Below are 16,018 nucleotides of genomic sequence, written 5' to 3' on the forward strand. Positions count from 1 at the left end.
GGTTACATTTCAGCGTGTGAGCGAACTCCAGGAGCGCAAACGTGGCCGTGCGTAGCCGCTTCCGCGGCCGCTTCGGATCATCCGAGCTGGCCAACCGGCCCGACCACGCGCTGGTCGGTGTCGTCCGCATCCCCGAACTGCAGCAGAGTCCCAGTCGTGCGATCGGTCGGCGCGTCCTCTGGGCCACGCTGGCGCTGTGGTTCACCTCCGTGGTCGTCTGGCTCGACCGCCACGGTTACCGCGACGCGCAGAACAGCGAACTGTCCTATCTGGACGCGCTGTACTACTCGGCGGTGACCCTGTCCACCACGGGATACGGCGACATCACCCCGATCAGTCCCTTCGCTCGATTCATCAACCTCATCATCATCACGCCGCTGCGTGTGCTGTTCCTGATCGTGTTGATCGGCACCACTCTCGAGGTGCTCACCGAACGGTCCCGACAGGCGCTCAAGATCCAGCGTTGGAGGAATACCGTGCGCAATCACACCGTCGTCATCGGTTACGGCACCAAGGGCCGCACCGCGGTCGACGCCATGCGCGGCGACGGCATCAAGCCCTCGGAGATCGTGGTCGTCGACGCCGACCCCACCGTCCTGGAGTCCGCGGCCTCCAACGGGCTGGTCACCGTCCGTGGCGACGCCACCAAGTCCGACGTGCTCCGCCTCGCCGGTGTCGCACATGCCGCGAGCATCGTCGTGGCCACCAGCCGCGACGACACCGCCGTCCTCGCCACGCTCACCGCACGCGAGATCAACCCGCGGGCCAAGATCGTGGCGTCGATCCGGGAGTCGGAGAACACGCATCTGATGCGGCAGTCGGGCGCGAACTCCGTGGTGGTGTCCTCGGAGACGGCGGGACGCCTGCTCGGCATCGCGACGATGACCCCGTCGGTGGTCGAGGTGATCGAAGATCTCCTCACGCCCGACGCGGGTTACGCCATCGCCGAACGCGAGGTCGACCCGACGGAGACCGGCGGCTCACCGGCACACACCCGTGACATCGTGCTCGGTGTCGTCCGCAACGGGGTGCTGCACCGCGTCGACGACAGCGAGGTCGAGCAGATCGAGGTCGGCGACCGCCTCCTGTACGTCCGCAAGAGCCCCGGCGACGACTAGGGCTCGCCGACCACCCAGCACCGACCACCGAAAAGGGACACACCGACGTGCAGTTCGAACTGGTCCAGCAGCCGCTGCTGTCACGCGCGACCTTCCACCGAGCCGACGAGATCCGCGACGACACCGAGCGGATGCTGGCGGGATGGCCTTCGGCGAAGGTGCTGCTGATCGACTCCAACGGCCGGTATCCGGTCGGGGATTCCGGTGCGCTGCACTGGGTTCCGGCGGCCACCGTCGCCGATGCGCCGCCGGCCGACGCGGTGATCCTCGGTGTGGTCGACGGCAACGACCGGTGGACGCGCCGCGTCGACCACATCGACGGACCCACCGACGACGCGCGCCGCGGCGCGATCCATCTGACGCCGGACGAGGCGGGCCTGCTCGTCACCGCGCTGGGAATCCTGAATTGGCATGAGACGGCGCGCCATTCACCGGTCGACGGCTCGGCCACCCAGCCGGCGCGGGGCGGTTGGGTACGTCGTAGCGTCCAATCCGGCCGGGACGAGTTCCCGCGCACCGATCCCGCGATCATCACCGTGGTGCACGACGGCGCCGACCGGATTCTGCTGGGGCGCCAGGCCGTCTGGCCCGACGGCTGGTACTCGACCCTCGCCGGCTTCGTCGAGCCGGGGGAGTCGCTCGAACAGTGCGTCCTGCGGGAGGTGCACGAAGAAGTCGGCATCGTGGTGCGTGAACCGCGCTACCTGGGCAGCCAGCCGTGGCCGTTCCCGCGGTCGCTGATGCTGGGCTTCGCCGCGATCGGCGACCCGGCCGACGAACTGGCCTTCCTCGACGGCGAGATCGGCGACGCCCAGTGGTTCCACCGTGACGAGGTGCGCGAGGCGTTGTCGCGGGATGGATGGACGCGCGCCGATTCCGGTCCGGGCGGCGAAGCGCCCCGGCTGCAGTTGCCGGGCTCGATCTCGATCGCACGCACGCTGATCGAGTCCTGGGCCCAGGGATCGCAAGCGCCGGGCCGGTAGCCCGACAGAGGAGAAAACCCGGGTCCGGCGAGAGCCGGGCCCGGGTGATCGGGTCACGAGATCAGACGCCGAGCTTCTTCTTGACGTCGGCGATCGAGGGGTTGGTCGCGGTCGTGCCGTCGGCGTAGAGCACGGTGGGGACGACGTGATTGCCGCCGTTGACGCTGCCGACGAACTCGGCGGCATCCGGGTTCAGCTCGATGTCGATCTCCTGCCAGGGGATCCCGCTGGCCTTCAGTCCGGTCTTGAGGCGGGCGCAGTAGCCGCACCACGAGGTGGTGTACATGGTCAGTTCGCCGGTGTCGGAGGTGCGGGCGCCGGCCTCGTCGTCGATCACGTTGCTCATGCACCCATAACACCACGGTCATCGGGGCTGTTCCCGGCGGCGCCGTCGTCCCCGGCGTGGGACGCGTCACGCCGGCCCCGATCGCCGGCCCCGATCGCCGGTCCGGAGTGCGTCGGTGGGTGGTGACATAGTGGACCCCGTGCGCCACCCGACCTCTTCCGCGAACCCCGATGCCCGCTCCCGCGACGCCGGTGCGGTCGAGGGCCTCGACCCCGAGCAGTCCGCGGCCGTCCTCGCGCCGCGCGGACCGGTGTGCGTGCTCGCCGGTGCGGGTACGGGTAAGACGCGCACCATCACGCGCCGTATCGCGCATCTCGTCGACACCGGTCAGGTGAATCCCGGTCAGGTCCTCGCGGTGACGTTCACCGCCCGCGCGGCGGGGGAGATGCGGACCCGGTTGCGGAGCCTCGGCGTCGGCGGCTCCACCGGCAACGTCGCCGCCCAGACTTTCCACGCCGCCGCGATGCGGCAGCTGCGATACTTCTGGCCGCGCGCCTTCGGCGATGCCCGATGGGAGCTCCTCGACAACAAGTTTCCGCTCATCTCGCGCGCCGCACGCCGCGCCGGCCTGGACACCGCGACCGACACCCTGCGCGACCTGTCCTCGGAGATCGAGTGGGCCAAGGCCACCCTGATCTCGCCGGAGAACTACGTCGAGGCGGTCGGTCGTCTCGGTCGCGAGTCACCGGCACCCCCGCCGAAGGTCGCCGCGGTGTACGCGCACTACGAGGACTCCAAGGTCTCGCCCGACGGCGACCGTCTCCTCGACTTCGACGACCTGCTCATCTACATGACCCAGATCCTGACCATCGAACCCGGTGCGGCCGACGAATTCCGTTCGCGCTACCGGTGTTTCGTCGTCGACGAGTATCAGGACGTGACGCCGGTCCAGCAGGGTCTGCTCGACGCCTGGCTCGGCGAGCGCGACGATCTGACGGTGGTCGGTGACGCCAACCAGACGATCTATACGTTCACCGGCGCCTCGCCGAACTACCTGCTGGACTTCAGCCGTCGCTTCCCGGAGGCGACGGTCGTCCGACTGGAGCGGGACTACCGGTCCACACCCCAGGTCGTCGACCTCGCCAACCGCGTGATCGGCGCCGCCCGCGGACGCATCGCCGGCACCCGGCTCCGGCTCATCGGCCAGCGACCACCCGGCCCGGAACCGCAGTTCGCCGAGTACGCCGACGAACCGGCCGCGGCCACGTCGATCGCGATCGAGATCAAACACCTCATCAAGTCGGGTGTCTCGCCGTCCGAGGTCGCGATCCTCTACCGCGTCAACGCCCAGTCGGAGAACTACGAGCAGGCGCTGACCGAGGCCGGGATCCCGTACCAGGTGCGCGGCGGTGAGGCCTTCTTCGCCCGCACCGAGGTCCGGCAGGCGATGCGTCAGATCGCCACGGTTGCCGGCCGCGAGGTCAAGCCCGGTGTCACGACCATCGACGTCGTACGCGCGGTTCTCGGCGAACTCGGACTCACCGACGAGGAGCCGTCGGGTGCCCAGGCGCGCGCCCGTTGGGAATCGCTGAAGGCGCTGGTGCAGCTGACCGAGGACATGGTCGCGGAGAACCCCGACCTCACGCTGCCGCAGTTGTCCGCCGAACTGACGACCCGGTCCGAGGCACGCCACCCCCCGACCGTGCAGGGGGTGACCCTGTCGTCGCTGCACGCGGCCAAGGGGCTCGAATGGGATGCGGTTTTCCTGGTGGGTCTGACCGACGGATCGTTGCCGATCAGCCAGGCCATCAAGGGTTCCTGGGAGGACGTCGAGGAGGAGCGTCGACTGTTCTACGTGGGTGTGACGCGTGCCCGCGAACACCTGCATCTGTCCTGGGCGCTCGCCCGCAACGAAGGCGGCCGCGCCCGCCGTCGCTCCCGGTTCCTCGCCGACCTCATCCCCGACGACTCGCCGGCCTCGAAGGTCGCCAGGGAACGTGCCCCCCGCAAGGGGCCGACGTGCCGCGTCTGCGGCTCGCGGCTGATGGATTCGACGGCGACCCTCCTCGGCCGCTGTGCCGGATGCCCGTCCGACCTCGATGAGGACCTCCTGGTCGCGCTCAAGGAGTGGCGTCGCGATCGTGCGCACGAGAAGAAGGTGCCCGCCTTCGTTGTCTTCTCCGACAAGACGCTCACCGCGATCGCCGAACAACGTCCCACCGACACCGCCGCGCTGGTGTCGATCTCGGGGATCGGTGCGCAAAAACTCGACGAGTACGGAGAGGATCTCCTCGAACTCGTCAAAACCGCAGGTCAAAAATAGGTTGTGCGCTTTCCGGCGCACCGTTTAGTCTGGTCTCCGTCGGCACGGGTGGGAGTATTCCTGTGCGACGGCGGACGCCGGAGTTCTTGTGTCCGTCAGGGGCCCATCGCTCATGTGGGAGCCATCGAGAAGAGAAAGGAGCGGATCAGTGAACGGAAGCATCGTGAACCAGGCCGGCGTCGCCGTGCCTGCGGCCAAGCCGAATCAGGCGCACGCCGTCGTTCTGCGCGCCCGTCGCAACCGCTCCTGGCTGCCTGCCGTCTGTGCACGTCCGGTCGCTATTCGAACGATGGCACCGGCAGCGCATCCGGCTGCAGCAGCGCACGTAGCGCCGCCCGCGGCAGCCGCAGCAGCAGCCCCCGCGCCGCATGGGTTCCCCGTACCGACACGAATTCCACGGAGTTAGACCTCCGAGACATTCGGGCCACGGGCGAATCGCAGAGGCGAAACCCGTGGCCCTCTTTTTTGTCACCCGATCAACGTCCCACCAGGGGTTCGGACCGACAGCCACATCGAGGACATGGGTCACCATTTCCCAACGAGCAGATGTGGAGAACACCAATGACTGTCGATTGCGTACTCGAGTCCTGTCCATCGGCGGACCGCGCAGCGACCGCCCGGCTCGACCTGCCCTGCCAGGTGGCCGACGCAGATCTGTGGTTCGCCGACAATCCCCGTGACCTCGAGCGTGCCAAGGCCATGTGTGCCGACTGCCCGCTGCGGACCCAGTGCCTGCAGGCGGCCCTGGATCGCGCCGAGCCCTGGGGCGTGTGGGGTGGCGAGATCTTCGAGCGCGGTGCGGTGATCGCACGCAAGCGCCCCCGTGGCCGGCCGCGGAAGAACGCGGCGGCCTGAATCGAACCGACAGCGACGACGCCGCGAGCACATGCTCGCGGCGTCGTCGTTCTGCGTGCTGTCGGGGATCAATCGCCCAGGCCGGGGACCCATTCCTCCATGATCGCGCGGTACGGCGCATGCGCCTCGAGCTGCGAGGCTATGCCGACACAGCCGCCGAGTACACGGAACACCATCACGAACCGCTTGGGCACGTTGAGGTTTCGCGAGGTCTTGTAGACCTCACCGCGAACGTCGGTCGCCTTGCCGGCGGCGCGCTGCATCCACTTGCGCGTGAAGTGGAACGACTCCGAGTACAGCGGGTCCACGTAGGGCCGCAGGTAGGCCTCGAGGTCGGCGCTCGTGACCTTCGACGCATGCGACGGCCGGATGAACTCGGCCTCGACCATGAGCTCCTTGAGCTCGTCGTACTTCTTGTCCCGGGCGAGGCGCAGGATGGGCCCCGTCTCTGGAGGCAGACCGCCGGGGTAGTGGCCGACGGCGCCGAAGTCGAGGACGCCGAACCGGCCGTCGTCGGCGATGAAGAAGTTGCCCGGATGCGGGTCGCCGTGGAGCAGGCCGACCCGGTAGGGCGAGCTGACCTCGAACTCGGCCATCTTCGCGGCCGCATTGTCGCGGGTCTTCTGGTCGCCGGTCGTGATGATCTTCGACAGTGCGACACCGTCGACCCATTCCGAGACCACGACCTTGGGTGCGCTGGCGATGACCTTGGGAATCAAGAAGTCCGGATGCCCGTCGTACGCCTTGGCGAAAGCCCGCTGGTTCTCGGCCTCGCCGAGGTAGTCGAGTTCGGCCTCGGTGCGATCGATGAGCTCGTCCATCATCGCCTTGACGTCGGTGCCCGGCGACAGCCGCTGCAGCAGTCCCGACATGCGCGACAACGTCTTCAGGTCGGCCTTGAGTGCGTGGTCGGCGCCCGGGTACTGCACCTTGACCGCGACCTCGCGCCCGTCGGACCACACGCCCTTGTGGACCTGACCGATCGATGCCGACGCTGCCGGCTCGTCGGAGAACTCCTTGAAGCGTTCGCGCCAGCGGGTGCCGAGCTGCTGGTCGAGGACCTTGTGGACCTTGTCGGCCGACATCGGCGGTGCTTCCGCCTGGAGCTTGGTGAGCGCCTCCCGGAACGGCTCACCGAATTCGTCGGGGATCGCGGCCTCCATGATCGACAGCGCCTGGCCTACCTTCATGGCGCCGCCCTTGAGCTCACCGAGGACCGCGAACAGCTGTTCCGCGGACTTCTCGAGGAGTTCCTGGTTGACCTCGTCCTTGTCTTTGCCGACCATGCGTTTGCCGAGCCCCGCCGCCGCACGTCCGGCCATACCGATGGGGAGAGACGCCAACTTCGCGTTGCGACGACCCTGCCCCCGAGTGATGTCGGTCATAGCATCCTTTCCGCGTCACACAATAGACGACTTGAGCCGTTCGTCTCCCACCGGACGACAATCGCAGCTCGGGTGGGGTAACCATTCTCTACGGTCCACCCGTGCGGGGTCATCGCGGAACTCCAACACCTGATTCAACAGCTGCGGTTCGTATCGTCTCGCGGCGGGGGAGGGTCGCCGCAAGCTGTTCACCAGACGTTCGATCTGGCCGTGCGCGATCGCTGCGGTCGGCCGCACGATCGCGGGATCCGCATCGCCCGGCGCGCGGATGAGTTGCACCGCCATCATCGGCCATTCCGGGTCGGCGTCGGAGCGATGGTGATCGGCGCACATCAGACAACTCGAGAGTCCGGGTAGGACGAGCGGGCCGACGATGCCGACGCCGTCGCGCACGCGCACCAGCAGATGCGGGATCCGTGCCCTCGTCAGTGCGAAGACGACCCGCGGGTCGTGGACGAGGAAGTCGCTGAGGATCACCAGTCGGGTGTCGACGGTGTCGAGGGAGCCGTCGGCTCGCCGCCGCATCGTCCGGTGCACCTGCATGCCCTGTGCGCGCAGGGAGGCGCCCAGCAGGTCCGACAACGGCCCCTGGCCGTGGATCTGAATCCGGAAGTCCGCGAGATCTGAACTGCCCGAAGATGTTTCGGTTGCGATGTCGGAGATGGTCCGTCCGGCCGCGGCCAGACCGTCGAGGAGTGTCCGGATCTCGTCGTCGGCGAGCCCGGCCGCCGACGCGCGACGGCTGAGCAGTTCCGGTGTGCAGGGGCGCTCCAGCAACCGCAACATCGCGGCCACCGAATGCGCCGAGATGCCGGCGTCGAGTTCGATGATCACGCTGCCGGCCGGATCGATCCCCACGTGGACCCGGTTGCCCGGCCGCACCAGGATCGGTGTTCCCGGACGGATGCGCGGGACCGTGATGGACATGGCGCAACTCTGCCAGCGAAAAGACCTCGCCGGCGTCGTTCGGGCCGGTTATCCACAACATGATGGGGCTCGGCGTCGACTGTGGAGTTATGAGCCGGTCTGCCCGGGGTTCGGGCCGTCGTCTCCGGAGTCGGCCTCTCCCTGTTCGATCCCGTCCTGTTCGGCGAGCGACTTCTCGAGCTGCGCGATCGCGTCGTCGAGGTCGGTGTCCTTGTGCAGCAGACGGTCGATGAACGCCGCCGGGTTGTCCAGGTCGTCGGAGTCGGGCAGCAGGTCCGGATGCGCCCAGACACCGTCGCGGGTCGACAGATCGGTGGCCTCGAAGACCCGGCGCCACAGCTCCGACGCCTCCCGGACCTTGCGCGGGCGCAGTTCGAGACCGACGAGGGTCGCGAAGGTCTGCTCGGCGGGGCCGCCGGAGGCGCGGCGGCGACGGATGGTCTCGGTCAGCGCGCCGGTGCTCGGGATGCGGTCGCCCAGTGCTCGGGTCACCACCTGCTCAACCCAGCCCTCGATGAGCGCCAGCAGCGTCTCGAGGCGGCCGAGCGCCGCCTTCTGCTCGGGCGTGGTGGTCGGCTCGAAAGATGTCGACGAGCTGATGAGCTCCTCGAGCTTCGACGGATCGGACAGCAGTTCGGTGGGATCGATGTTCGCCGTGGCGTCGGTGATCCCGCTGAAGTCGATGCTGATCCCGCGGGCGTACTCCTCGACCGTCGACAGCAGGCGCTGACGCAGCCAGCCGACGTGGGTGAACAGGCGGACGTGCGCGGCCTCGCGGGCGGCGAGGAAGACGATGATCTCCTGTCCGGGCTGCTCGAGACCCTCGGCGAACTTCGCGATCGCCTCGGGGAGCAGCACCGCGATGCCCTCGGGGGCCAGCGGCAGGCCGATGTCGGTGGAGGTGAGCACCTCTTTGGCGAGCTGGCCGAGGCCCTGGCCGAGCTGGGTCCCGAAGGCCATACCGCTCATCTGTGTCAGCATGCCCAGCATCGGGCCGGCGAACTGAGCCGCCTCGGCGGGCAGGTTGTCCTGCCAGGTGCGCGCGAGTTGTTCGGCGACCGGGTTGCACAGACCCTTCCAGGTGTCCATGGATTCCTCGAGCCACTGCACCGGGGTCCACGCGACGGTCTGGGTGACGCCGCTGGGGAAGGTGGTCGCGTCGTCGAGCCAGACGTCGGCGAGTCGCACGGCGTCGGCCGACGCGGAGATCTCCTTGTCCAGGATCGGCGTGAACGAACCGATCTGCTGGCGCGCGAGATTCATGGCGACCTGATAGTTCACCGGACCGCCGCCGCCACCGGCCATGCCGGCGCCCATGCCGCTGAACATGCTGCCGAGTTGGGAGAACATCTGGCCGAGCATGTTCGGGTCGAAGTTCGACGGATCGAAGTCGCCGAAGCCCTGTCCACCGCCCAGTCCCTGGCCGCCCATGGCGAATCCGAACGGGTTGGCCCCGCCGAAGGGGTTGCCGCCGGGGTTGTCGCCCGGCTTGTTCTGGTCGCCGCTGTTCTTGTCGCGGTCGTCGTCGCCGTTGCCGGACGCCGAGAAGCCGAAGGGCAGATCACTCATATGTCCACCGTACCGCCCGGACAGGCCCCTCAACGGCGTCGGATGTTCGCCGTGCGCGTAGCGCCGCCGCACGTGCGCGGCCCGCCGCCCGGCGGTGTGGCGGCATGACGTCGGCCTGTGCGGAGCACGACGTCGACACTGTGCGGAGCACGACGTCGACACTGTCCTCAGAGGTCGGGGCACTATCGTGTGCGGAATGAGTTCGAGCCCTCGCTTCCGCCGGATCGCCACCGCCGCGGTCAGCGCCCTGGTGTTGCTGGCGTTGCTCGTCGTCGGCACGCAGGTGCAGGTGCCCTACGCCGCTCTCGGTCCCGGACCGACGCTGAACACATTGGGCATGACGAAGGTCGAGCAGGACGGCAAGGTCGTCGAACGCAAGGTCGTACAGATCGACGGTGCGCCCCTCGACAAGACCACCGGCAACCTGAACCTCACCACGGTGTCGGTGAGCGACGGGCTCACACTCTTCGACGCCCTGGGCATGTGGATGTCCGGGAAGTACGCGCTGACCCCGCGCGACGAGGTGTATCCGCCGGACCGCAGCACCGAACAGGTACAGCAGGAGAACGCCCAGCAGATGGCGGGGTCGGAGGAGGACGCCACCGTCGCGGCCCTGCGGTTCCTGGACCGTCCCACGGTCCTGCGTATCGCCGCTGTGGGCGCCGACGGGCCGTCGGCCGACGTCCTGCGCGCCGGCGACGTGGTCACCAGGGCCGGGGGAGTCGAGGTCGAGACCAGCAAGGAACTGCGCGACGTCGTGTCGAAGAATCCGCCGGGCACGGTGCTTCCGCTGGAGATCGTGCGGCAGGGCACGCCGCAGACCGTGACCGTCACGCTCGCCCCGCATCCCGGCGACGAGAAGGCCGGATTCCTCGGGGTCACGGCCGAGGTCGCCAACGCCGACCCTTCGCTCAAGGTCACCTACACCGTCGGCGACATCGGTGGACCGTCGGCGGGCATGATGCTGGCGCTCTCGGTCGTCGACCAGTTGAGTCCCGGCGAACTGACGCACGGCAAGTTCATCGCGGGAACGGGCACGATCTCGGCCGACGGTGACGTGGGGCCGATCGGCGGCATCACCCACAAGACACGGGCGGCCCGCGACGCCGGTGCGACGGTGTTCCTGGTCCCGGGCCGCAACTGCGCGGAGGCGGTCTCCGACCGTCCCGACGGACTCGAACTGGTCAAGGTCGAGACGCTCGACGGCGCGGTCGACGCGCTCGACGCGATCGGTTCGGGACGCCCGGCCCCGTCCTGCTGACGGACCGGCGGTCCACCGGTCAGGACTCCGGCGCGTCCGGGGCGAAGGTCTCGTGCAGCGCTGCCCGTAGCTCGAGCGCGAGCTGGGGGTGGGTGCGGAGTTCGGGCACCTCGTCGGGCTCGGACCGGAGCCGCAGCAGAGCCAGGTCGGGGCCATTGCGCAGCACCCCGACCACCAGCCGGGCGACGTCCTCGTCCGGCCGGTGATCACCGGTCTCGGTGACGACGTACTTCGGTGTGCCGTCGTCATCGGGGCCTGGAGGGGTGACGACGATCTCGAGCGCCACCGCCGCCCCGGCGACCGCTGCGGGCCAGATCCCGGTGGCCAGGAATTCGTCGAGGTCGTCGCACTCCTCCTCCACGGGCGTGAAGACCGACCGGTCGTGGTCGGCGACGACGCCGGGAACGCGCTCGACGAGCAGGGATGTGGGCACGAGCGCGTACACCGCCGGCGGCTGCCCCCAGCCACCGGCATCGAGGTGATCCATGATCTCGCTCAGCGAGCTTCCGAGGTCGTCGGTGGAGAAGCCGCGTGGTGTCGTCGCGTTGTCGGGCATCCGACCATCTTGCCCCGGCGGGGCGCACCCGGGAACCGTGACCGGTCCCGGATCGTTGTCCCACCGCCCGAGTGTGATCGGCATTCGGGCGGTGCCAGTACAGTGGGCACCACGCCCAGGCTTGCGCGTCACGCAGGGCGTTGTCCGAATTGAGAGCTTTGGAGAGTGGGTCTGGTGGGCGTCCGAGGGCCGGCAGGAATGCCGACACTGTCACGCAGGAGCAAGATCGTCATCGGCCTCGGCGTTGCCGTGCTGGTCCTCTTGCTCATCGGACCACGACTGATCGGTCTTGCCACCGACTGGCTGTGGTTCCGTGATGTGGGGTACTCGAGCGTGTTCGGCACGGTCATCTGGACCCGCGTCATCCTCTTCCTGATCACGACTGTTGTCGTCGGCCTGATCATCTTCGGCGCGGTGGCCCTGGCCTACCGGTCCCGGCCGGTGTTCGTGCCCACGGCGGGACCCAACGATCCGCTCGCGCGCTACCGGACCGCCATCATGACCAAGGTCCGGTGGTTCGCCGTGGTGCCGGCCCTGATCATCGGCGCACTCGCCGGTCTCGTCGCGCAGGGTTCCTGGGCGACGGTCCAGATGTTCCTGCACGGGACCTCGTTCGGCCAGACCGATCCGCAGTTCAACCTCGACATCGGCTTCTACGCCTTCGATCTGCCGTTCTACCGGTTCGTGCTGAATCTCCTGTTCGTCGTGGTCGTCGTGGCGTTCCTCGCCAACCTGGTCACCCACTACCTCTTCGGCGGCATCCGGCTTGGCCAGGGCGGGGGTTCGGTCACGATGGCCGCCCGTATCCAGCTCGCCGTTCTGGCCGGCACCTTCCTGTTGCTCAAGGCGGCGGCCTACTGGCTCGACCGGTACAGCCTGCTCTCAAGTCAGCGCAAGGCCGAGATCTTCCCGGGTGCCAGCTACACCGACATCAATGCGGTCCTGCCGTCCAAGCTCATCCTCATGGCGATCGCGATCATCTGTGCCGTCGCGTTCTTCGCCGCCATCGTGCTGCGGGATCTGCGCATCCCCGCCCTCGCAACCGTGCTGATGCTGTTCTCGGCACTGCTGATCGGTGTGGGCTGGCCGCTCACCATGGAGCAGTTCTCGGTGAAGCCGAACGCCGCGCAGAAGGAAGCCGAATACATCCAGCGGGCGATCAACTCCACGCGGGAGGCCTACGGCATCGGGCCGGACAAGGTCATCACGCAGAAGGACTGGACCGCCGAGCCCGCGAATCCCGCACTCGTCAACGGTGACACCCCGACGCTGTCGAATGTCCGCATCCTGGACCCGAACGTGGTGTCGCCGACGTTCATCCAGCAGCAGCAGCGCCAGAACTTCTACGGCTTCCCGACGCAGCTCGCCGTCGACCGCTACAAGATCGACGGCGAACTGCGCGACTTCGTGGTCGCGGTGCGTGAACTCGACCCGAGCCGCTACCTCGAGAACCAGCAGAACTGGCTGAACAAGCATCTCGTCTACACCCACGGCAACGGCTTCGTCGCCGCGCCGGCGAACCGGGTCAACGAGTCGGTCGACGAGAACGACATCGACGGCGGCGGAGACCCGTTCTACTACGTCAGCGACACCACGAATTACCAGACCGAGGCGTACAAGCGCGACGCCCCGATCAAGGTGACACAGCCGCGCATCTACTTCGGTGAGCTTCTCGCGAAGATCGATCCCGACTACGCGATCGTCGGCTCCGAAGGCGGTGAGCCCCGCGAACACGACATGGGCGACGCCAAGTACACCTACCAGGGGCCGGCGGGCGTCCCGCTGAGCAACTGGTTCACCCGACTCCTCTATGCGGGCAAGTACGCGGAGCGCAACTTCCTGCTGTCGGGCGAGATCACCTCGGCGTCGAAGATCATCTACAACCGCGACCCGCGGGACCGCGTCAAGCAGATCGCGCCGTGGCTGACCGTCGACTCCAAGACCTACCCGGCGGTCATGGAGGACGGCTCGATCAAGTGGATCGTCGACGGCTACACCACGCTCGACAACTTCCCGTACTCGCAGCCGACGTCGCTGCAGAGCGCGACCGCCGACGCCCAGGACCTCAACCCCGGTCAGACCGGACGTACGCAGGTCAACAAGACCGTGTCGTACGTGCGCAACTCGGTGAAGGCCACGGTCGACGCCTACACCGGTGAGGTCAAGCTGTACGAGTTCGACACCGAGGACCCGGTCCTCAAGACGTGGATGAAGGTCTTCCCGGGATCGGTCGCCTCGCGTGCCGAGTTCGACAAGCAGACCTCGTTGCGCGAGCACGTCCGGTACCCGGAGGATCTGTTCAAGATCCAGCGGGCGCTTCTGACGCGCTACCACGTCGACACCCCGGGAACGTTCTTCCAGGCGAACGACTTCTGGTCGGTGCCGTCGGACCCGACGAGCCCCGACGCCGAACAGCGTGGACTCGATCAGCCGCCGTACTACTTCGTGGCCTCGGACCCGGAGAGCAAGCAGGCGTCGTTCCAGCTCACCTCGGTCCTCACACGACTCAACCGTCCGATCCTCGGTGCCTACATCACCGTTGCCTCGGACCCGGAGAACTACGGACAGATCACCGTCAAGGAGTTGCCGGGCAACAACCAGCGGTCGGGACCGAAGCAGGCGTTCAACCCGATGAAGACCGATGGTCGAGTCGCCGAATCGCTCAAGTCCCTCGAGAACACGGCGAAGGTGACGTTCGGCAACTTGCTGACGCTGCCGGTCGGCGACAACGGGATCCTGTACGTCGTCCCGATGTATGCGCAGGCCCAGGGCGAAGAGGCCTTCCCGCGGTTGTTCCGGGTGATCACCCGGTACGAGCCGAAGGAACGAGAGGCCCGGATCGGTTATGCGCCGACGACGGCCGAGGCACTGCGCCAGGTCGGGATCACGCCGGCCGCCGGTGTGGTTCCCGGTGAACAGCAGCCCACCCAGCCGGACCGGCCTCAGCAGCAGGGTGGGACGACGAGTCCGCAGCTGCCGGCTCCTCCGCAGGGTGGTACACCCGAGCGCGATGCCGCGGTGAAGGCGATCGGAGACGCGCTCAGCGCGCTGCGCGACGCGCAGACCAAGGGCGACTTCGCCGGTTACGGCGCGGCCCTCGATCAGCTGAACAAGGCTGTGACACAGTACGAGTCACTGCCGAAGCAGAACTGAACCGGGTGGATCCGATCGACGCACCCCACACGGGGCGTGTCGATCGGGCAGTAGGAACGATCCGAGCGCTACGTGCGTCGGGTACCGCTAGCCGCGGTACTTGCGCACGTAGCGCTCTTCTTCGTCCGCGGTGTTGTCCGGTAGCACCGGGCTGTGGTGATACCGGTGACCGATGGTGAAGAAGATCGAGACGGTCAAGCCGAACGCTGCGACCGTGACCATTGCGAACAGGACTGCGAGGCCTGTGTTGCCGGAGGCCATGTGGACCAGCCACAGGGCAGCCGACAGGAAGCCGCCGAGCGCGGATACGAATCCGATGAAGCTCATCGGATGGTTGCCGTGGCTCTCATGGTGGAAGTGGGCGGACATGGTCCCTCCTCGGTGGTGGGTCGGCCGGGTTCGGGTAGCGCCGATTCTACGCCCGAAGGTGACTCAGCTCACAATGATGGTGGTCCGCCGACGCAGGTCAGGTACGGCGCCGTGACCTGTGCTATACGATCTTCCGTGACCGCGATCACTCCTATACGCCCAGCTCAGCCGCGGTTCCGGGATCGATTTGCATCGCTGACGAACGCATGTGTAACGTGGTGTTCACCAACGCGGGGTGGAGCAGCTCGGTAGCTCGCTGGGCTCATAACCCAGAGGTCGCAGGTTCAAATCCTGTCCCCGCTACCAACACAAGAACCCCCGCCCGGGACTCCCGGGCGGGGGTTCTTGCTATGTGCTCCTTGATCTGTGCGCAGCCGATGCCCGAGCGACGGCCGGCCTGGCGCGGTGCCCGAACTGTGGATGCGCGGAGCTCGCCCGCTTGCGGGATGGAGAGCCGATCCAGGTCGGCCGGCATCGGTCTCCGGTGCGGACCGAGGAACTTCTTCACCGAATCTCGCGCGAATCCGCCGCGGTTGTGCATGCCGACCTCGGCGCCGATCCCCAATCACCCCTACTGACCAGGCGATTTGACGTTGGGGACCCACGTGCGTAACTTATGTCGAGTCAGCGAGCCACGGCGCCGCCCCGGAAGACCTGAGAGGGTCTGAAGGCGGGGAGTGGAGACCGGGTTCTTCGCTGGCCGCCCCCGAACTTCGAGTTCGAGACTTCGTGTCTTGGATGAGGTGTGCGGGGTTGCCAGATCCCCTGAGTTCGGAAAACTTCGGATTTGCGGACTGAGGATCGGGTCTGGTAGGCTGGAAGAGTTGCCCCGGAGACGGGGTTGACGCGGAAAGTCAGAACAAGTCTGCTGGTGAAAGCCCTTGTCGGGGTGAGTATCTGGTGGGTGTGTGTTCTTTGAGAACTCGATAGTGTGATGATGAATTGTCTGATGCCAATTGTGGCATCGAGCATTCTTTATGGATGTAGATGTTTATTTTGTGTGGCGCTCGGCCCCGTCTGGGTGTCACATGTTTTTGCTAGTTTTGGATTGGTCAGGTTTTGCTTTCCTGATTGTGTTGAAAATGCCGGCCTGTGGTTGGTTTTTCAGTAAGTTTTCATGGAGAGTTTGATCCTGGCTCAGGACGAACGCTGGCGGCGTGCTTAACACATGCAAGTCGAACGGAAAGGCCCGCTTGCGGGTACTCGAGTGGCGAACGGGTGAGTAACACGTGG

At 67.1% G+C, this 16,018-nt stretch carries 12 protein-coding genes, 1 tRNA gene and 1 rRNA gene; 8 read left to right on the plus strand and 6 right to left on the minus strand.

What is annotated here, in order from left to right; genetic code table 11:
- The first annotated feature begins 41 nt into the window (after window positions 1-41).
- Entirely contained in the window at window positions 42-1,118 is a 1,077-nt protein-coding gene (locus NWF34_RS05095; RefSeq protein ID WP_258324345.1) for a TrkA family potassium uptake protein, read from the plus strand.
- 47 nt (window positions 1,119-1,165) lie between these two features.
- Window positions 1,166-2,101 (plus strand): NAD(+) diphosphatase, encoded by a 936-nt coding sequence (gene nudC / locus NWF34_RS05100; protein WP_258324346.1) that lies wholly within the window; start codon window positions 1,166-1,168, stop codon window positions 2,099-2,101.
- Window positions 2,102-2,162: 61 nt separating this feature from the next.
- Here the strand turns inward: nudC and NWF34_RS05105 are convergent, their stop codons facing one another.
- Window positions 2,163-2,447 (minus strand): mycoredoxin, encoded by a 285-nt coding sequence (locus NWF34_RS05105; RefSeq protein ID WP_006437384.1) that lies wholly within the window; start codon window positions 2,445-2,447, stop codon window positions 2,163-2,165.
- Between the two features lie 130 nt (window positions 2,448-2,577).
- On the opposite strand from NWF34_RS05105, the gene NWF34_RS05110 reads away from it, so the two are divergent.
- Together NWF34_RS05110 and NWF34_RS05115 are read left to right on the plus strand one after the other, a co-directional pair.
- Complete coding sequence (locus tag NWF34_RS05110) at window positions 2,578-4,710, plus strand: ATP-dependent DNA helicase UvrD2 (RefSeq protein ID WP_269551719.1); 2,133 nt, start codon at window positions 2,578-2,580, stop codon at window positions 4,708-4,710.
- Between the two features lie 561 nt (window positions 4,711-5,271).
- Window positions 5,272-5,565 carry a WhiB family transcriptional regulator gene (locus tag NWF34_RS05115; protein WP_024498914.1) on the plus strand — a complete coding sequence of 98 codons (294 nt, stop codon included), beginning with the start codon at window positions 5,272-5,274 and terminating at the stop codon, window positions 5,563-5,565.
- A 68-nt stretch (window positions 5,566-5,633) separates the two neighbouring features.
- Here NWF34_RS05115 and NWF34_RS05120 read toward each other — a convergent pair whose 3' ends face one another.
- The 3 genes from NWF34_RS05120 to NWF34_RS05130 form a co-directional block, all read right to left on the minus strand.
- Entirely contained in the window at window positions 5,634-6,950 is a 1,317-nt protein-coding gene (locus NWF34_RS05120) for an AarF/ABC1/UbiB kinase family protein (RefSeq protein WP_191834487.1), read from the minus strand.
- Window positions 6,951-6,965: 15 nt separating this feature from the next.
- Window positions 6,966-7,877: a hypothetical protein gene (locus tag NWF34_RS05125; RefSeq protein ID WP_096274394.1), complete on the minus strand. Its 912-nt coding sequence runs from the start codon at window positions 7,875-7,877 to the stop codon at window positions 6,966-6,968.
- Window positions 7,878-7,964: 87 nt separating this feature from the next.
- The gene (locus NWF34_RS05130) at window positions 7,965-9,446 is read right to left on the minus strand and encodes a zinc-dependent metalloprotease (protein WP_096274392.1); all 1,482 of its coding nucleotides are present in this window, start codon (window positions 9,444-9,446) and stop codon (window positions 7,965-7,967) included.
- 196 nt (window positions 9,447-9,642) lie between these two features.
- Here NWF34_RS05130 and NWF34_RS05135 point away from each other — a divergent pair, with 196 nt between their 5' ends.
- Window positions 9,643-10,707 (plus strand): PDZ domain-containing protein, encoded by a 1,065-nt coding sequence (locus NWF34_RS05135; protein ID WP_258324347.1) that lies wholly within the window; start codon window positions 9,643-9,645, stop codon window positions 10,705-10,707.
- Window positions 10,708-10,726: 19 nt separating this feature from the next.
- Here NWF34_RS05135 and NWF34_RS05140 read toward each other — a convergent pair whose 3' ends face one another.
- The gene (locus NWF34_RS05140; protein ID WP_258324348.1) at window positions 10,727-11,263 is read right to left on the minus strand and encodes a PPA1309 family protein; all 537 of its coding nucleotides are present in this window, start codon (window positions 11,261-11,263) and stop codon (window positions 10,727-10,729) included.
- Between the two features lie 165 nt (window positions 11,264-11,428).
- Between NWF34_RS05140 and NWF34_RS05145 the strand changes: the two genes are divergently transcribed.
- Window positions 11,429-14,416 carry a UPF0182 family protein gene (locus NWF34_RS05145; protein ID WP_258324349.1) on the plus strand — a complete coding sequence of 996 codons (2,988 nt, stop codon included), beginning with the start codon at window positions 11,429-11,431 and terminating at the stop codon, window positions 14,414-14,416.
- A gap of 87 nt (window positions 14,417-14,503) precedes the next feature.
- Here the strand turns inward: NWF34_RS05145 and NWF34_RS05150 are convergent, their stop codons facing one another.
- A complete protein-coding gene (locus NWF34_RS05150) occupies window positions 14,504-14,785 on the minus strand; it encodes a hypothetical protein (RefSeq protein ID WP_258324351.1) in 282 nt (93 codons plus the stop codon).
- Window positions 14,786-15,014: 229 nt separating this feature from the next.
- Here NWF34_RS05150 and NWF34_RS05155 point away from each other — a divergent pair.
- Both NWF34_RS05155 and NWF34_RS05160 read left to right on the plus strand, forming a co-directional pair.
- Window positions 15,015-15,091 (plus strand) — tRNA-Met (locus NWF34_RS05155).
- Window positions 15,092-15,899: 808 nt separating this feature from the next.
- A 16S ribosomal RNA gene (locus NWF34_RS05160) occupies window positions 15,900-16,018 on the plus strand; the annotation flags it as partial.

The sequence above is a fragment of the Gordonia sp. GONU genome, assembly GCF_024733855.1.
Lineage (GTDB): Bacteria > Actinomycetota > Actinomycetes > Mycobacteriales > Mycobacteriaceae > Gordonia > Gordonia amicalis.